The sequence below is a fragment of the Acidovorax cavernicola genome, assembly GCF_003581445.1.
Genome location: NZ_QXMN01000016.1, coordinates 113,831 through 128,613 on the forward strand (window position 1 = coordinate 113,831; position 14,783 = coordinate 128,613).

Below are 14,783 nucleotides of genomic sequence, written 5' to 3' on the forward strand. Positions count from 1 at the left end.
AATAGCGCGAAATCGCGGTTTTGTATCGAGGAATTTCTCAAACATTACGTTGGCCGTCGGAATGTTCGTGATTATGGCCTTGTTGGCACTGATATCGGGATTGCGTTATTCTGAAAAATTGGATGGAGGCCAATTTGGAGCAAAATTCTTTGCCGCCCTGATCGTCCCAGTGTTTTTTTCCGTGGTTGGGTATTACCTGGCAAAGGTCAAAGGTAAATATTTTTACTTGGGCTCATTTATTGCGGTTTTTGTCTTTGTTGGCGGGGCTTTATATTCAAATTTCGAGAGTCTTTCAAAGGGCGATGTCTTTCGACCTGCCTATTATAGATCCGAAGATTCTTATCTTTTGGACATGCATTTTTTCGCAGACTATTTCACCTGTTTGGCGCTGATTTTTATTGGTCAAGCTCGAAGGCGGTGTTATTTGTTTTTTTTACTGGCGCTAATTGGGGCTCTTCTATTGGGGTCGAGAACACCGCTTGTATTTGGCGTTGTTTCTTTGCTTGCTGCTCGATATTATTTGTCGCTACTAAAGAATCGCGGGGGGGCGCTTCTCTTGGCGTTTGTGACGGTTGGAATTGCAATATTTGCTTTTGTAGCACTTAGCCATTTTTCTTTAGAAAGTGGGAGTGTGCTAGAACGCGTTTTCAGCCCCCAAACTTACGGAGAGAGTCAGGAGGGGCGACAGCAAATTTTAGAACGCAGCGTTCCCTATTTTGACCAGTGTCTTATTTTGGGATGTTTTCCATTTGAAGAAATATTCCTGGGAGAGAAAGGTGAATACGTCCACAACTGGATCTCATTTTTTGCATCATTCGGATTTGTCGCTGGGGTATATTTTATTTTCGTTTACCTTGTGGCGGTGCTTAAAACCTTTAAGTCGGTTGAAAATCTGAGTGTTCTCCTGGCGGTCTTGGTTTTTCTAACCATGAATATAGTTTTTAGCCGTTCTTACATTTGGTCCTTTTGGGGTATGTTGCTGGTCTATATTTTAGCGAGTAGGCCCGCAGTTGCACGTGAGTTGAGTCAATGAAAAACAATCAAAATGGTTTGACATATCTGGCGATATACGATCAAAAGAAATTTCCGGGAATTCATAAAAAAATCTCTGGATTTGTTTCTGTTGCAAAAAAAATGGGGTTTGCGGCAAATCTCTCAAATATTGAAGGGGTGTCCGCCATCGGTCGCCTTCTGCGGCTTGCAAAAGAAATTGCGGGCGTAAAAAATTCTAAGTTGATAATTAGATGGCCCGCGTACGGGGGGTTTTTACTTTTCTTCCCTGTTATTTTTGCTCGACTATCTGGCTCCTTCGTAGTCGCTGATGTACCAACACCCCGAGTCGTGGCGCTCGCTGAGATAGCGAGTGGAAATCAGAATTTTTTTAAAAGAAACCTTTCCCTTCTGGCCGTCGCTCTCGATGGGCCTTGGGTGCTCTGGCCGGTCAACCGAGTGATTCAATATGCAGAAGAGTCAAGCTACTTTTCATTTTTGAACAAGAGTAGGACTTATTTGATGGGAAACGGGATAGATCTGAGCTCGATTCCTCTGAAATTGAATCCCGAGGCTGCTTCAAAAAAAGTGCAATTGATCGCCGTCGCGAATGTGGAAAGTTGGCATGGTTACGATAGGGTTATTCAGGGAATTTCTGCTCATCGCGAAAAGTTCAAAGATGAGCTTGCGGTAACTTTCTCAATAGTCGGAGAGGGTGAGGAAATTCAAAAATTAAAAGAGCTTGCCGCCGCGTTGAAGCTCGAATCAGAAGTTTTTTTCTTGGGGAAGGTAGATGGGGATGCACTATTTGCGCTGTATGACACCGCGAATATTGCTATTGGATCCTTGGGACTCCATAGAAAGGGGCTAACTTCCGCATCATCTTTAAAAGATCGAGAGTATTGTGCGGTCGGTCTACCTTTTGTTGCTTCTGGTTTTGATTGCGATTTTTCTCCGACATATCCTTATCGCTATTCAATTTCGTTGACTGACGATGCGCTGGACATTGAAAAATTGCTCGACTGGTATCAAGGGATTAATCCGGTGGATTCAAAGGAAATAAGAAGTTATGCCCTGATGCATTGTGATTTTGAGGCGAAGATAAGAAAAATATTCTCCTTGGATGAAATTTAAATTCGTGAGTTGCTAATGTTTATTTCTATTGGAATTCCAGTTTTTAATGCGGAGGCGTATATTGCAGATGCAGTGCGCTCGGTGTTTTCTCAGACACATAAAAATTGGGAGTTGCTCCTGGTTGACGACGGATCAACTGATCGGTCCTTGGAAATTATAAATAGCATTCGCGATCCCCGAGTTCGGGTCATTTCCGACGGCTTGAATAAAGGTCTTCCGTTTCGACTCAATCAAATTTCCCAAGAGGCCAGATTTGAATATTTGGCCAGAATGGATGCGGATGACTTAATGTCTCCTCGGCGCCTTGAGAAGCAATTGAATTTTCTGGTCGAAAACCCGAGCTTTGATCTCGTCACTTCAGGCGTGTGCTCAATAACAAATAATAATTTCCCGGCGGGGTTTCGTATTGAAAGTAACTCTTTGCCCATTAGCGGGAAAAATTTGTTGCTTGGTAGAAATCAAATCGTGCACGCCGCCATATTAGGTCGGCGCACATGGTTTTTGCGAAATCCGTATGATGTGAGTCTCAGGAGAACTGAGGATTACGAGTTATGGTTGCGCTCTTTTTCTATGGGTGACTTCAAAGTCTCAGTTATCAATGAGCCGCTATATTATTATCGCGAGGAAGGTAGTGCGACAATCGAAAAATTGTTAGCGGCCTATTCAAGTCAAAGAGGGCTTTATAAAAAGTTTGGCCCCAGGTATTTTACGGTAATTGAGCTTAATGCATTATTTGTTAAATCCTTTGGAAAATCGGCTGCGGTCCGGTTGCTGAAATTGGTTAATAAGCTCGACCTAATAGTGCGTCGTCGGAATCAACCAATTCTTGATAGGAAAATGTTGGCCGAATTTCAAGAGGAAATTAACCGTGTTCTGAGCTTTTCCGTTTCTGGTCTTTGACTGTGGGTGTAAACGAGAGTGATACTGTGGCCGGTAAAATTTTAATTGTTACGACAGTTCCTGAAACAATGCTCACCATTCTTAAAGGTCAACCTGAATATCTTTCGAGATTTTTCCAGATAGTATTGGCAAGTGGAGAGGAGGTTGGGCGGAATGAGGTGGTGGCTCAGGAGAAGTTGGAAACATGCCTAGTCCCTATGGTGAGAGGAATTCATCCTGTGCGTGACGCGGTGTCGATTTTTCGCATGGCAGCTTTAATTTTTAAGGTCCGCCCCAGCTTAATTCATTCATACACCCCAAAAGCGGGCTTGGTCTCTATGCTGGCGGGCTGGATCTGCCGTACCCCACGGCGCGTTCACACATTTACCGGACTTATTTTCCCGACGACGCGCGGATTCAAGCGTTTACTGCTGATTTTTGTTGACCGTTTGATATGTGCCTGCGCGACGCACATCGTGCCTGAAGGGAACGGAGTAAAACGAGATCTGGAGGCGTTCAAAATAACGGCTAAGTCCCTTAGCGTGATAGGGCATGGCAATATTGCTGGGGTTGATACTGAATATTTTTCTCCGCTGAAGTTGGACGTCTCTGCGCGTGGAGAGAGGCTTCGTAGGGAGTTGAAAATTCCTGACTCCAGTAGGGTTTTTTGTTTTGTGGGGCGATTGAATAAGGACAAAGGCATCGGAGAATTGGTTTCTGCTTTTATAAAATTGCCGTCGGATGCTCGGTTGATTCTGGTAGGGGCTTTAGATAAAACTGCTCCTGTTGATAATAAGACTTTGGGTGAGATTGAATTGCATCCGCGTATTCACTTACTTGGGTTTTTAAAAGATATCCGCCCGGCATTATTTATCGCTGATCTCCTCGTGCTCCCGAGCTATCGAGAAGGATTCCCGAATGTGGTGTTGCAGGCCGGAGCGATGAATCTGCCCGTGATTGCAACTAATATTAATGGTTGCAATGAGATAGTTGAGCCCGGATTCAATGGTTGGTTGGTGCCTGCAAAAAATCCGCAGGCGCTAAATCTTGCGATGCAAGAATCTTTATCTATGTCTCGCTTCGATTTGAAAAAAATGGGAGAGCGAGCGCGTGCGCGAGTTCAGGATCGTTTTGAGCGTTCTGATCATTGGGGGCGAATGGTGCATTTTTATAGATCACTTCTAAGTTTTGACCGAAAGCCTGTGCAATGAAAAAAACAATTCTTGTCACCGGTGGAGCTGGCTACATAGGGTCGCATACCACATTGGCGCTCTTGCAGGCCGGATACGACGCTCTTGTTTTGGATAACTTAATTAATAGCTCCGTGGAGTCGTTGAAACGAATAGAGGCTATTGCGGGACGTGGGCTCCGTTTTGTGGAAGGCGATATTCTCGATAGCGCCCTTTTGGAGAAAATTTTCTCTGAGCACCGTATCGATGCGGTTTTGCATTTTGCAGGACTGAAGTCTGTGGGTGAGAGCATCAAAGATCCACTGATCTACTATAAAAATAATGTGAGTGGAACCTTGCGGCTATGCGAGTCTATGAACAGGGCTGGTGTTTTTAGATTAATATTTAGTTCCTCGGCAACGGTGTATGGAAGTTCATCAACTATGCCGATCTCGGAGGCGTCGCCCCTTGGGATACCTACGAATCCATATGGGAACTCGAAGCTGGTTTCCGAAGAGATTCTCTCCGATTTGGCTAAATCTAGTAAAAAATGGAAAATTGGGGTTCTGCGATACTTCAATCCCATAGGGGCGCACACGAGCGGTTTAATCGGAGAGGATCCGAATGGAATTCCGAATAATCTATTGCCTTACATTGCTCAAGTGGCAATAGGGAAGCTTGACATTGTTCGAATTTTTGGTGATGACTATCCCACGCCCGATGGAACGGGTATAAGGGACTACATTCATGTTCAGGATTTGGCTGATGGTCATTTGAAGGCGCTCGCTAATATCGAAAATCATTCGGGGTTGAATGTTTGGAACCTCGGCACGGGTCAGGGGTATAGTGTTCTTCAAATTATTCGAGCATTTGAACAGGTAAGCGGGAAAAATATCGCTTTTGAAGTGGTCGGCCGTCGGGATGGGGATATAGCGGAGTGCTGGTCAAATTCTGATAAAGCTCTGCGAGAGTTGAATTGGAAAGCGGAGCGCGGGCTTTTAGAAATGATCGAAGATGCATGGCGTTGGCAATCTAGTAATCCGCATGGCTACGGAAATTCTTCCCGGGATTAGTCGATGAAGCGATTCATTGATTTTTTGCTGGCGACGTTTGCTTTATTTTTGTTCGCAATTCCGATGTTGGTGGTTGCGGTGCAAATACGAAGAAAAATTGGTGGCAGGATTTTATTTCGACAGGCTCGCCCCGGACTTAAAGGGGAGATAATCGAGATTATAAAATTCAAAACGATGACGGATGATTGTGACTCGACCGGTCGCCTGCTGCCAGATTCCCAGCGACTCACTCCTTTTGGCTCTTTTCTTCGATCTAGTAGTTTGGATGAGCTGCCGGGCCTATGGAACGTAATTAGAGGCGATTTGAGTCTAGTGGGACCTCGCCCACTGCTGGTGGAGTATCTGCCTCTTTACACGCCAGAGCAGGCGCGGCGGCATGATGTGAGGCCCGGCGTTACAGGCTGGGCACAAGTTAATGGGCGCAACGCACTAAGTTGGGAAGAAAAATTCGAGCTCGATGTCTGGTATGTCGATAACAGGACGCTATGGCTTGATATAAATATTCTGTGGTTAACAGTGCGAAAAGTTCTGGCGCGCGATGGCATCAATGCCGCTGGTGAAGCTACGATGCCTCGTTTCACGGGGTCGATCGTTGTGAGGAGGGAGCCATGATGTCTTCGCTATATGGTGTTTACGGAGCGAGTGGCTGTGGACGCGGCATCATGCCGCTCGCTCGAAAACAACTGCAACAGGGAGGCATTTCGTTAGATCGGCTGGTTTTTGTGGATGATCGACCTGAAGCCAGCTTAATCAATGGACATCGGGTGCTTAGCTATGCCGAATTTATGCAGGAGGACGCCGATGTACGCCATGTTGTATTGGCCATCGCCGACAGTGCAGTTCGCGAGAAGCTTGCGGCGCGCTGTGCCCTCGATGGGGTGAAGCCATGGACGGTAAGAGCGGAAAATATTGTTCTCATGGACGGTGTGGTTTTGGGTGAGGGTGCAGTTCTTAGTCCTTTTGTCGCGATAACTTCCAACATTCGAATAGGACGGCATTTCCACGCTAATCTTTTTAGTTACGTCGAGCATGACTGTGTGATTGGTGATTTTGTCACGTTCGCACCGGGCGTTAAATGCAATGGCAATGTACTTATTGAAGAACACGTCTACGTTGGTGCTGGCGCGGTCATCAAGCAGGGCAGGCCGGGCAAGCCCCTCGTCATTGGTCGAAGTTCGGTAATTGGCATGGGAGCTGTTGTCATTTGTGATGTTCCGCCGGGTACCACCGTCGTTGGCAACCCTGCTAAACCACTTCTGAGAGGTTGATCTGTTGTGTTGAATACCCCTTTTTCCCCTTGGCCCAGCTTTGCCTCTGAAGAGGCCGCAGCTGTACAACGTGTATTGTTGTCCAACAAAGTCAACTACTGGACTGGTTCGGAATGTCGCGAATTCGAAAAGGAATTTGCAGTATGGGCCGGCACCATGCACGCCGTCGCATTGGCTAATGGGACATTAGCATTAGAGCTAATTCTCAAAGGCATGAACATCGGCCCTGGTGACGAGGTGATTGTCACACCGCGCACCTTCATCGCCAGCGTCTCGTGCGTCGTGAATGCTGGGGCAACGCCTGTGTTCGCGGATGTCGATATCGAGAGTGGGAATTTGTCGGCAGAGACTATTGAGCGCGTGATAACACCGCGGACAAAGGCTGTCATCTGCGTGCACCTCGGTGGGTGGCCCTGCGACATGGATCCGATCATGGCGCTCGCCGCCGCGCACGGCTTCAAGGTCATTGAAGACTGTGCGCAGGCGCACGGTGCACGTTACAAGGGTAAATCTGTCGGATCAATTGGGCATGCGGGTGCTTGGTCTTTCTGCCAAGACAAGATCATGACCACCGGCGGGGAAGGCGGCATGGTCACCACCGACGACGAAGAGTTGTGGCGCACCATGTGGCAATACAAGGATCACGGAAAGAGCTACGAAGCCGTATACGAGCGAGAGCACCCGCCGGGCTTTCGCTGGGTGCACGAGAGTTTTGGCACCAACTGGCGAATGCTGGAGTTGCAGGCTGTCATCGGCCGCATTCAATTGCGTCGCATGACGGATTGGACTGCCGCGCGCACGCGTCATGCGCAGGCCTTATGGGAAGCTGCACGGCCTCATGCTGCGGTTCGTGTGCCTGTTTTTACGAACCACGAAGCGGCTGGCAGTGTTCATGCACACTACAAATGCTATGTCTATGTGCAGTCCAAGAAGTTGGCCGTTGGTTGGAGCCGAGATCGAATCGTCGAAGCCATTCAAGCACAGGGTGTGCCTTGCTACCAGGGCTCGTGTTCCGAGGTGTACCTAGAGCGTGCATTCGATGACACTGGCTGGCGGCCGGCTGGTCGATTGGCGGTCGCGCGCGAGCTGGGTGAGACCAGCCTGATGTTCTTGGTTCATCCGACTTTGACTTCGATCGAAATGAACATGAGTTGTCAGGTCATCGCACGAGTGCTAGCAGAGGCGTCTGCGTGAGGAGGTGGGGCCGCCTCGCGGCCCACGTGATCTTATGGCGTTGGCTGCTGGCTATCGCCATGCTGACGCTTCTGGTGATCAGTTTGCTTCCTGCATCTATTTCAGTACCGAGCACGGGCTGGGATAAAAGCAATCACGCGCTAGGCTTTGCTGTGCTGGCGTTTCTTGCACATTGGGCGCGACCTACGAATGCCCTGATTGGACTATTGGGACTCTTTAGCTATGGAGCCTTGATTGAGGTGTTGCAGTCACTGACACCTACTCGCTATGCCGAATGGAGTGACCTGTGGGCAGATGGCGTGGGACTACTGATCGGTGCGGTTTCTGCCTCAATGGTGCAGGGACTGGCTGCCGAGCGCTCATGCTAGACATGATGGTCGCCCTATAGGCGAAGGAGGGCCCGCCTCCGGTATCGTGGATTGCGCACTCTGAGAGAGTGCCGCGCCACATGCGGTGGGGTTCCCCAGCCGCAAGCCGTATGGAAACAACCCATGGACGGGAGTGTCAATTTCTTCGTTGGTGGATCAAGGACCGCCATTTCGGTTGCAGTGTATGAAGCTGGGCGAAAGCCGAGCCGTTTCGTGGACACCCTCGGGCCTGATGTGCAGGGGGGATTTTAAGACGCTGCGCAAATACGGTCCGACGCGGCAGGTGAGCGTGGTAACGGCGATGGCGCTGATGCGGTGAAAAATGGCCCCTGTACGCTCGGCCAACGTCGAGTGAAGGACTTAGGATGCAGCGAAGGAACGTATTGATCGGTGGGTTGCTTGCCCCAACGGACAGCAGCGTCTCGGCGCGTGTCAACTCGGAGCTCATGCAGCAGCGAGAGTCGCCCAGTAGGGCAAAGGAAGCGGCGCAGACCGGGTATGACAGCGTCACTGCTCAAGCCGTTCTCGACAGCGTGCGGCCGATGCAGGACTTTGCGGCCCTGCGTGACTACACCGGCGGGGCGTCAGGCGTGCGGGTCACGGGCCGTGGAATCGCTGGCCCATTCTATGTCGATCCCTCTGACGTGTCCTCAGCTGACAACAGCGGAACGATCATCGTGGACGCTTCAGGGCGCCGTTGGAAGCGCGATTTCACGGGCCCGCTTCGTCCTGAGATGTTCGGTGCGAACGGTGGTCCGAACGATGCCGCTGCTTTCAATGCCGCACTTACTGTCTCAGGGGCCTTGCTGTTGGCCGATGGTGCGACATACACATTTACCACCGGATTGAAGCGGACCGGTTCAATCTGGTTGATGGGAAATGCGCGGCTGGTTTTTAATTTCTCGGGTGCGCCTGGTCTGACCTGCGTCGGCTCTGCAGGACAAGTGGCACGCTTTGTAGATATTATTTTCGACGCGGGCTCAGCCCAGGGCCGGACGCGAGCGGTCGCGCTGCAGATCGCCGGCTACGATTCGGTGATCTTTACACGGACGTCGGGGACTCGGCAGCACAACACCAACACGTCAACGACTCGATTCGTGAACATGGTGAACTGCTTCGACGCGGTCGTAGAAGGCGGCTCGTACTCGGATATCACAGCACTTGGCGACGGCAGCGTGGGAAACGGGCAAGGCGCGGTTCGTGCCATTTACGCTACTGGCGACAGGCACCTAGGAATGGTGCATGTTCACAGCGGCACCTTGTTCGAGAACATCCACACTGTAAGCTCCGGGGGTATGCCGATCGTCGAAGACGCCGATGCGGTGGTAGTTCAGAACGTCGGAGCGTTCAAGCACGATGCGTGGGTGGATCGATGCCGCTTCCGAAACGTGGGCAAGCGGGGGCTGAAGTCGCAGGCAAATGGCGACAGCTTAACCATGTTCACCGGCAACACCGTCGATTCGGCCTGGACTGTCTCCAACCCCGATTCGATGACGAACAACGGCATGTACGCCATGGTGTCCGCGTACGGCGGAAACCTTGTGACACGGGATAACTATGTGTCCGGGCCCATTTGCTACTTCGAAGAATCCGTCAACTGCAAGAGCGTGAGCTCTTCGGGCAATGTTCATGTCGGCGGCTATGTCAATGGGGTTGTGAATAACTTAACTCGCCCCTACCACCACACCAATATCAGCGAGAGCTTTTTATGTTTTGGGAACCGGCGCAACAGTGCTGTCGCTGGATATGCGTCAGGGGCTGCCGCTGGAGCATTTGATGCCATTGCCGCGGCGAATTCCTTCACGTCGCGTGCGTCATCGATGGAGTTTGTCCATGCTCGCCACCTGGTCGTTGCTGCAAATGTTCTAAGGGCCACCGACAGCGGGGGGCCGTCCATCCGGGTGCATCAGTCGATCGGCAGCTTCGCAGGGGTGGGCTGCGTAATGGCGGGTTTTCAGGACGGTTACTATTTTGATGCCTCCATCCCGGTTGCCTTTTCCAACGCTATCGTGGGCAACACGTTCGATGTGAGTCGTAACCCCGTATCGAACTTCGCTCCTTTTTCCGCGCAACTTCAAGCGACGTCTGGAAACATGCGCAACACTCCCCATTCGGGAATGGTGGCGGCGAAGCTGTCACAGACGACTGGCCAGGTGGGCCCTTCTGGGTCCTCGGCGGCGCTGCCGTTGCAGCCGGCGCTCTACGAGGTAGTCCGTGTGAATGGGATCGTCTACCACCGGCCGCTCTACAACGCGTCAGCTTGATGGTGTTGCGTGGCCTCCCGCAAGCGCTCGCCACATCAAGCAGAGATCAAAAACGGCTCGGCTTTTGCCCAGCTTCACACACTGCAATCGAAATGGCTGTCCTCAATCCAAACCAACGAAGAATTGTGTGGCGCGGCACTCTCTCAGAGTGCGCAATCCACGATACCGGACGCGGGCCTTCGTTCGCCTCTAGGGCGACCATGATGTCTAGCTGAGATTAGCGATGGTGCCATACCGCGCAGATTGTCACTAGTTCAGGGAAAGATACAAGCTCAAGGGGCCTGCGATAGGCCCTTCGAGATTGGTTCCCGGAGGCTCTAGGTGTGAAGCGTCAAGAGGTTGTTTCTTGACGAGTTGAGTCTGGACATGGGCGCGATGCCGCCAATGCCGCTATGCGGCCGGTGCCAGTTGTAGTGGTGCTGCCAGCTTGCCAGGGCATCGGTGCGCTGGGCTGTGTTCTGGTAGGTCCAGCCGTAGGCCCATTCGCGTAGCGCAGACTGAATGAACCGCTCGGCCTTGCCGTTGGTCTGTGGACGGTCGGGTCGCGTGAAGCTGTGCTTGATGCCCAGCTCGACACATGCTGCTCGGAAGTCGCGCGAGCGGAACGCTGAACCGTTGTCCGTCAGCAGGCGCTTGACGGTGATGTCCAGTCGCGCGTGGTAGGTCACCGCATTGCGCAGGAACAGGACCGCCTGCGCCTGCTTTTCGTCCGGGTGCATAGCGGTGAACGCCAGCCTTGCGTGGTCATCGATGGCCACGAACAGCGTCTCCCAGCCTGCACCGTCAACAGAGTCTTTTCGATTGCCGGTGACACGGTGACACGGTGGCTGGGGCGCACGATGCACCCAAGCTTCTTGGTGTCGATATGCAGCAGATCGCCAGGCGCTTCGTGCTCGTAGCGCACGATCGGCTCTGCAGGCGCCAGGCCGCTCAGCTTGGACATGCCCGCTCGCACCAGAACGCGGCTGACCGTCGATGCCGAGACGCCCACGCTGCGTGCAATGCGCGCCTGCAGCATTCGACGCTTGCGTAGCTCGATGATGAGCAACGCCTTGCTTGCGTCGATGGCCTTGGGGCAGCGCAGGGGCCTGGAGGAGGCGTCGGCCAAGGCTGCTTCGCCGCCCGCCAGGTAGCGACCCAGCCACTTCCTGGCCTTGGGCGCAGTAACTCCGTGCGCAGCTGCAGCTCGCACGGCATCCAAGCCTTCCAGAGTCATCTGCTTGACCATCTCGATTCGGCGGGCAAAGGTAAGTCCGGCAAGTTTATGCGTGTTCATCCGGTTGAGAGTCCTGAGTCGATTGGGTGTTTGGCGACTTCCAGTCGCTCAAACCCAATTCGGATGAACACCGGATACAACCTATTGGAGCTTCACATCTAGGCCGCTTCTTCCTTGTACTTGTATTCGGTGTATCGATAGCCACCGTACTTGTAGCCATAATTGCCATAGTGCCGACGCGAGAGGTCCATGCCATTAAAGACCACGCCATTGACCTGCTGACCTGCGTGCGCAAGCCGCTTGATGCTCTCGTTGAGCTCACCCAGTTGGGTGAGGTTGTCACGCGCGACTAGCAACACGGCGCCCGCATGTGCGGCAACCGCGGCCGCATCAGCGGCCACGAGCACTGGTGGGCTATCGATCACCACCAGATCGTAGCGTTTCGAGAAATCATCGAGCAGTTCACCCAGCGCGGACGACAGCATCATGTTCGCGGGATTGAATGGGTACGCGCCAGTCGTCAGGACGTCAAGGCTCGGGATCACTTGAGTATGGATTGCCTGCTCGGGCGTCAAGTCTCCTGCTAGCACCTCCGCCAACCCACCCTTGCGTGGCAAGCCGAAGGCCTTTTGAAGGTGACCCTTGCGCAAGTCGGCGTCAATCAGCAGCACACGTTTGCCGGCTTGCGCCATGATGACGGCGAAATTCCCGGAGACGAAACTCTTGCCAACACCTGGTGTCGCGCCGGTGATGAGCACGCGGTTGTTGCCGCTCTCCATCAGGGTCAATTGCAGGGAAACACGCAGATTGCGCAGGCTCTCAATAGCAAGGCTTTCGGGGGAGGTCACCGCCAGCAATTGAACACCCTTCGCGCCACCTGCAATGTGCTCCAAGATCGTTTCCTGCTCGAGTGCGAGCGGCACGACGGAATAGACGTTCAGGCCAAGGCGGTCCTCGATTTCCTGAGGATTGCGGATGCCGCTCGAAAGCTTGCTCCGGAGGATGGCAAGGGCAACACCGGTCAACAGCCCCAGAACCAGAGATAGGGCGACGACCAGCGGTTTTTGTGGCTTGACCGCTCTTCTGGGTTCGACGGCAGTGTCGAGCAGTCGCACGTTGCCGATTTTCCCTTCCTTCACAAGGCGCAACTGCAATGAACTGTTGAGCATCGACTTGTAGAGCTCGCCGTTGACACGAACATCACGCTCAAGCCGCAGTGCGTCCCGCTGGATGACGGGCATCGCACTGACTCGGGTTTCGAGGCCTTCGATTTCGTGGCGAACGGCTGCAATCTGACCATCGATCATGCGGACCTTCGGATTGCTTTCGGTGAACCGCGACAACAACTCACGTCGCAGTTGCTGTGACTCCAACAGCTTGGTCTGCAGTTGCACCGACATGGTCAGTGCTGCCTTGGCCTCTTCATCAAAGGCCACGGTGCCATTCTGATTGCGGAACCGTGCGTAGGCATCTTCCGAGCCTTCAAGTTGCTGCTTGAATTCGGGCAGTTGCCGATCAAGGAACTCGATAGTTTTTTCGGCTTCAGCTGCCTTGCGCTCTACGTTCTGGCGAACGTATTGAGCGCCGATCTCATTGAGTGTGCGCTGGAGGCGGTCGCGATCGCTGTCTTCGAGCGAAGCGCTGATCACATTCGATTGCTTACCTTGTTCGGCGAGCTGAAGACGTTTCTGAAGATCTTCGGTAGTGGCGAGCAGGGAAGCGCGCGAAACCAGAAATTCAGCGCCAGGCTTACCGTCAAGCCGAGAAACGACCAATGTGATTGTGCCTGTGGGCAGTTGTTGACTAAGTACCTTGCCCACAGTGCCTGTTAGCGACTCAGCAAGATCGGGGTGGGTCAGTGTGTATTGGTCTCCAGCCAGCGCGGTAATCGTGAAAGGTTTCTGCTCTTCGAGTGTGGGGGGCACGTTGAACTTTGTAATGTCGATAGCTTCGGTGCCAGAAACATATCCACCCATGCCCAGAAAGCCGGGGTTCGATAGTTCCTTCGCGCGCCTCGCAAGCCATTCGCCGATGATCGGTAGATAGCGTGGTTGCGCATCGATGTACAACTGCTTTGCCTCGACCGCGCCCCCGATGACCATCCGTGAACGGATGATCTGGATTTCGCCCGTAGCCGGCGTCTTCACATCGAAGAGATTCGCTGTGTCGCCAAGAAAATTCTTGGCGTCGGGAGCAGAGTCTTCAACCTGAATCAGCAGGTTGGATTGGTAGATGGGGGTGGCCAGGAGCGCGTAAGCCGTGCCGATCGCGAGGGCAACCGCGGTGACACCCGCAACCAGCCATTTGCGATCGAGCAGGATGTCCAGGTACTCGGACAGATTGATCGCATCGTCGTCATCGTCGCGAGTGAGTGCTGCGGAGAGGGGCGAAGTGGAAGCAGATGGAGTCATGAGAGTTTGCGGATGCGTCCGGCCCAAGCTTGGGCGCCGTCAGCGATAAGTTGCAGGGCGTGCTCGAAGGCCGGACGGCCCATGCGATACGGATCGGGAATGTCAACGCGTGCGACTTCGCCCAGGCGAAACAGCTTGCCCCGGGTCAACGGATGGCGCTGTCCGATATGAATCCGCTGAGCTTCGTCCATCGCAAGAATGAGGTCGGCCTGCTGGCACATCTGCGCTGTCAGTTGGCGGGCCCGGTGGGCCTCGATGTCGATGCCGCGTTCGGCCATGAGTTTGCGTGCGATCGGATCTGCTTGGTGCCCAACCAAGGCTCCAGTTCCCGCTGACGTGACTTGGATCTGCGGCAACGCTGCAGCAATCAATGCTTCCCCCATCGGGCTACGGCAGATGTTGCCAATGCATACCACCAGAACAGATTTCATGAGACTTGGCTCCCTGCGAAGGCTTGTGCCTCTGTTGTCAGACTTAGCGTAGTGCGTGCCGTGTGCTTCATTTCCCGCATGGATCACCTGTCATACGGAAATGTCCTCACCATTTGTTCTTCGTTGAGCGATTGGATTGCACCATCTAGCTAGAGAGCCGAAGGATGGCTGGGCACGCCCCGTGGCATTGTAGTCAGGGCATTGGCGGCCAGAGCCGCGCGGATGTGTTCAAGCCGTGGGCGTTCTAGGCTCGAATCAGTCATGGTTGCCAACGGGACAACTGACCCATGTGCTGATTAGCGCGTCTATGACCAAAGTCATGTCGATGCAAAAGATACAAAAAATGACATTGTGAGTGTCGCGAATCCCCTGAATTGGGGGGGAGG

The 14,783-nt window shown here is 52.8% G+C and carries 12 protein-coding genes and 2 pseudogenes; 11 read left to right on the plus strand and 3 right to left on the minus strand.

Going from position 1 to position 14,783, the window contains the following annotated elements:
- Positions 1-67: 67 nt before the first annotated feature.
- The 11 genes and pseudogenes from D3H34_RS33955 (at position 68) to D3H34_RS15005 (ending at position 10,339) form a co-directional block, all read left to right on the plus strand.
- Positions 68-1,033 carry a hypothetical protein gene (locus D3H34_RS33955; RefSeq protein ID WP_147400434.1) on the plus strand — a complete coding sequence of 322 codons (966 nt, stop codon included), beginning with the start codon at positions 68-70 and terminating at the stop codon, positions 1,031-1,033.
- Complete coding sequence (locus D3H34_RS14960; RefSeq protein WP_119554291.1) at positions 1,030-2,124, plus strand: glycosyltransferase; 1,095 nt, start codon at positions 1,030-1,032, stop codon at positions 2,122-2,124. Before D3H34_RS33955 ends, D3H34_RS14960 begins: the two co-directional genes overlap by 4 nt.
- 15 nt (positions 2,125-2,139) lie before the next feature.
- Positions 2,140-3,024 carry a glycosyltransferase family 2 protein gene (locus D3H34_RS14965; protein ID WP_119554292.1) on the plus strand — a complete coding sequence of 295 codons (885 nt, stop codon included), beginning with the start codon at positions 2,140-2,142 and terminating at the stop codon, positions 3,022-3,024.
- 26 nt (positions 3,025-3,050) lie between these two features.
- On the plus strand, positions 3,051-4,214 hold the full coding sequence (locus D3H34_RS14970; RefSeq protein WP_205736728.1) for a glycosyltransferase family 4 protein: 1,164 nt from the start codon (positions 3,051-3,053) through the stop codon (positions 4,212-4,214).
- The gene (gene galE, locus D3H34_RS14975) at positions 4,211-5,245 is read left to right on the plus strand and encodes a UDP-glucose 4-epimerase GalE (RefSeq protein ID WP_119554294.1); all 1,035 of its coding nucleotides are present in this window, start codon (positions 4,211-4,213) and stop codon (positions 5,243-5,245) included. Before D3H34_RS14970 ends, galE begins: the two co-directional genes overlap by 4 nt.
- 3 nt (positions 5,246-5,248) lie before the next feature.
- Positions 5,249-5,857: a sugar transferase gene (locus D3H34_RS14980; RefSeq protein ID WP_119554295.1), complete on the plus strand. Its 609-nt coding sequence runs from the start codon at positions 5,249-5,251 to the stop codon at positions 5,855-5,857.
- Positions 5,854-6,513 carry an acetyltransferase gene (locus D3H34_RS14985; RefSeq protein ID WP_119554296.1) on the plus strand — a complete coding sequence of 220 codons (660 nt, stop codon included), beginning with the start codon at positions 5,854-5,856 and terminating at the stop codon, positions 6,511-6,513. Before D3H34_RS14980 ends, D3H34_RS14985 begins: the two co-directional genes overlap by 4 nt.
- A gap of 6 nt (positions 6,514-6,519) precedes the next feature.
- A complete protein-coding gene (locus tag D3H34_RS14990) occupies positions 6,520-7,707 on the plus strand; it encodes a DegT/DnrJ/EryC1/StrS family aminotransferase (protein WP_119554297.1) in 1,188 nt (395 codons plus the stop codon).
- 59 nt (positions 7,708-7,766) lie between these two features.
- Entirely contained in the window at positions 7,767-8,075 is a 309-nt protein-coding gene (locus D3H34_RS14995) for a VanZ family protein (protein ID WP_119554310.1), read from the plus strand.
- A gap of 123 nt (positions 8,076-8,198) precedes the next feature.
- Positions 8,199-8,370 (plus strand): annotated as a pseudogene (locus D3H34_RS15000) (IS110-like element ISCARN28 family transposase); the annotation flags it as partial.
- 70 nt (positions 8,371-8,440) lie between these two features.
- The gene (locus tag D3H34_RS15005; RefSeq protein ID WP_147400435.1) at positions 8,441-10,339 is read left to right on the plus strand and encodes a putative phage tail protein; all 1,899 of its coding nucleotides are present in this window, start codon (positions 8,441-8,443) and stop codon (positions 10,337-10,339) included.
- 317 nt (positions 10,340-10,656) lie between these two features.
- Here D3H34_RS15005 and D3H34_RS15010 read toward each other — a convergent pair.
- From D3H34_RS15010 to D3H34_RS15020, 3 genes and pseudogenes are all read right to left on the minus strand, one after another.
- Positions 10,657-11,615 (minus strand): annotated as a pseudogene (locus D3H34_RS15010) (IS481 family transposase).
- A gap of 98 nt (positions 11,616-11,713) precedes the next feature.
- A complete protein-coding gene (locus tag D3H34_RS15015) occupies positions 11,714-13,966 on the minus strand; it encodes a polysaccharide biosynthesis tyrosine autokinase (RefSeq protein ID WP_119554299.1) in 2,253 nt (750 codons plus the stop codon).
- Positions 13,963-14,397 (minus strand): low molecular weight protein-tyrosine-phosphatase, encoded by a 435-nt coding sequence (locus tag D3H34_RS15020; RefSeq protein WP_119554300.1) that lies wholly within the window; start codon positions 14,395-14,397, stop codon positions 13,963-13,965. Before D3H34_RS15020 ends, D3H34_RS15015 begins: the two co-directional genes overlap by 4 nt.
- Positions 14,398-14,783 lie beyond the last annotated feature (386 nt).

Bases quoted from the DNA above. Each gene is read 5' to 3' on its own strand.
- D3H34_RS15005 (WP_147400435.1), top strand. From the start codon at position 8,441: ATGCAGCGAAGGAACGTATTGATCGGTGGGTTGCTTGCCCCAACGGAC.
- D3H34_RS14980 (WP_119554295.1), top strand. From the start codon at position 5,249: ATGAAGCGATTCATTGATTTTTTGCTGGCGACGTTTGCTTTATTTTTG.
- D3H34_RS14985 (WP_119554296.1), top strand. From the start codon at position 5,854: ATGATGTCTTCGCTATATGGTGTTTACGGAGCGAGTGGCTGTGGACGC.
- galE (WP_119554294.1), top strand. From the start codon at position 4,211: ATGAAAAAAACAATTCTTGTCACCGGTGGAGCTGGCTACATAGGGTCG.
- D3H34_RS15020 (WP_119554300.1), bottom strand. From the start codon at position 14,397: ATGAAATCTGTTCTGGTGGTATGCATTGGCAACATCTGCCGTAGCCCG.
- D3H34_RS14965 (WP_119554292.1), top strand. From the start codon at position 2,140: ATGTTTATTTCTATTGGAATTCCAGTTTTTAATGCGGAGGCGTATATT.
- D3H34_RS15015 (WP_119554299.1), bottom strand. From the start codon at position 13,966: ATGACTCCATCTGCTTCCACTTCGCCCCTCTCCGCAGCACTCACTCGC.
- D3H34_RS14960 (WP_119554291.1), top strand. From the start codon at position 1,030: ATGAAAAACAATCAAAATGGTTTGACATATCTGGCGATATACGATCAA.
- D3H34_RS14995 (WP_119554310.1), top strand. From the start codon at position 7,767: ATGCTGACGCTTCTGGTGATCAGTTTGCTTCCTGCATCTATTTCAGTA.